General features: G+C 31.0%; 3 protein-coding genes. All 3 read left to right on the top strand.

Features of this window, described 5'->3' with window-relative positions; translation table 11 throughout:
- On the top strand, positions 1-388 hold a 388-nt coding region (locus tag MR593_RS04580), incomplete at its 5' end, for a ferritin-like domain-containing protein (RefSeq protein ID WP_290690231.1).
- A 176-nt stretch (positions 389-564) separates the two neighbouring features.
- Positions 565-1,236 (top strand): response regulator transcription factor, encoded by a 672-nt coding sequence (locus tag MR593_RS04575; protein WP_290690229.1) that lies wholly within the window; start codon positions 565-567, stop codon positions 1,234-1,236.
- Positions 1,237-1,254: 18 nt separating this feature from the next.
- On the top strand, positions 1,255-2,591 hold a 1,337-nt coding region (locus tag MR593_RS04570; RefSeq protein WP_290690228.1), incomplete at its 3' end, for a sensor histidine kinase.

Genomic DNA, 2,591 nt, shown 5'->3' with positions numbered 1-2,591 from the left:
AGTAGACGAACAAGTAGTAGAAGATTTAAGAGCTAACTTCACAGGAGAATGTACAGAAGTAGGAATGTACTTAGCAATGAGTAGACAAGCAGATAGAGAAGGATATCCAGAAGTAGCAGAAGCATATAAGAGAATAGCTTTTGAAGAAGCAGAACATGCTGCAAAATTTGCTGAATTATTAGGAGAATGTGTAGCTGCAGATACTAAAGAAAACTTAAGAGTAAGAGTAGATGCTGAATATGGAGCAACAGAAGGAAAATTAAAATTAGCTAAGAGAGCTAAAGAATTAGGATTAGATGCTATACACGATACAGTTCATGAAATGTGTAAAGACGAAGCTAGACACGGTAAAGCATTCTTGGGATTATTACAAAGATATTTCGGATAGACGTTAATAAAATATATTTAAATAAAACTTAAAAAATCTTACAGCTAATTTATAAAATAATTAGCTGTAAGATTTTTTTATGTGTAGAAAATTATATTCTTTCTTTAAAGTTTCTTTAAAAATTTATTCTATATTATAATTAAGATACGAAATTAAAAATAGCAAGGAGAGATTTTATGAAAAAAGCATTGGTAATAGATGACGATGTGGATATTTTATACCTTATAAAGGATATATTAGAAGACGATGGATACGAGGTTGTGATTTCAAATTCTGCAGAGGAGGCGTATATAAAGCTAAATGACGATATAGATATAGTGCTTTTAGATGTAATGATGCCGGGGACAGATGGGTTTAGCTTTTGCAAAAAAATCAGAGATGAAGTAGAAATTCCGATTATTTTTTTAACGGCAAAGACTTCAGAGGAGGATATCATAAAGGGACTTGCATTAGGAGGAGATGACTACATTACAAAGCCGTTTAGTATAAATCAATTAAGGGCTAGGATGAATGCGCATATAAGAAGGGACAACAGAAAAAAAGAAAAGAATTACTTGATGATTGGAGATATAAAGATGAATTTAAAAAGTAGAGAGGTCGAGTATTTTGGCGAGGATATAGTGTTTACTAAGAGAGAGTTTGATATACTAGAGCTTTTGGCTTTAAATATAGGTATGGTGTTTTCAAAGGAGGATATTTACGAAAAGGTTTGGGGATACGATGCAGAGGGAGATAGCGCTACAGTTTCAGAGCATATAAAGAAAATAAGGGCAAAATTTTTAAAGATAAACAAAGAATTTGACAGCATACAAACTGTATGGGGAATTGGATATAAATTTAAAAAATAAACGTCGGGGGGAGTGTATTTGATTGATAAAAAATATATTAAAAGACAATTTGTGTATACATTAATAGGGATTATTGTTGCGAGTATATTTAGCAGTATTTTATTTAATTTCTGTCTAGAATTTATATTTATAGGAACAGTATTTAATAGTGAAGCTAGTCGAGAGATAGTTGGAAATTTTTATGAATTTTTTAAGTTGAAGGCTATTTACAATGAGAGCTCGCTAAATAGCAATTGGATTTTTAATTTTATAACTTATGTATCGCCTTATATTTTTATAGCTTTGTATTCAGTTATTTTTTCAAAAATATATATCAAAAAAATCGATAAAAGTCCACAAAAAATAGATACTTTTGAAAATCAAGATATAAATTTAGATATAAATTACGAGGATATAGATGAGCCAAATAAGATAGCTGAGTCATTTGAGAAAATGCGTGTAAATTTAAAGGATGCCTTCAATACACAGTTAAAAAGCGAAAAGGAAAAGCAGGATATAATCCAGTCGCTTTCACACGATTTGAGAAGTCCGCTTACCTTGATAAAGGGTCATGTGGAGCTTTTACAAAGTGGGGCGTATAAAAATGAGGAAAGATTAAAGAGATATCTAAATGTAATAGAAAAATCTACAAATCGAGCGGTTGCTTTAGTAGATGATCTAAATGTTTTATCTAAAATCGATGATTCAGATTTTATTTTAGATAAAAAGGAAGTTTTACTAGATGATTTTATAAATGAGAAGTTTGAGGATTACAAAACCTTGGCAAATGAGAAGCATCTTAACTTTTGTGTAAATGTAGATAGCGAATTAAACGATGCCGTCGTCTATATAGACAAATCGCAGATTTCTAGAGTTATAGATAATATAATAACGAATAGCTTTAGATATGTAGATGAAGGTGGCAGTATAGAAGTAGATATTTCGCAAAACGAACAAGACAAAGTAGTATTTAAGATAAAAGACAGTGGCGCTGGATTTAGAAAAGAGGACTTGCCAAATGTTTTTAATAGATTTTACAAGGGAGATAAATCGAGAGCAAATAGCAATGGAAATTCTGGGCTTGGCCTTTATATATGCAAGAAAATAATCGACAAGCACAGCGGTGAAATTAGAGTTTTCAATGAAAATGGAGCTGTCGTGGAGTTTAGCATTTGGAAGAAGAAGATCATGAAGACAAAGGAGATAAAGAAGCTCGCCAAGAGAGATTTAAAGCTCAATTTAAAGCCCGTGCTATTTAATAGTCTTTTAAACTTGATTCCAATTGTTTTATGTACTGTGGCTTATATTTTTGAAGAAAAATTATTTGTATTTGTAGCTGTGAATAGTATTTTTATTGCGAGTTTACTCAAAGCCAA

The organism is Intestinibacter sp. (genome assembly GCF_022780145.1).
Classification (GTDB): domain Bacteria; phylum Bacillota; class Clostridia; order Peptostreptococcales; family Peptostreptococcaceae; genus Intestinibacter.
Note: the sequence above shows the minus strand (reverse complement) of the source record. Positions and strands in the feature narration are given on the sequence as shown.

Excerpts from the sequence above, each read along its gene's own strand:
- MR593_RS04575 (WP_290690229.1), top strand. The coding sequence starts at position 565 with ATGAAAAAAGCATTGGTAATAGATGACGATGTGGATATTTTATACCTT.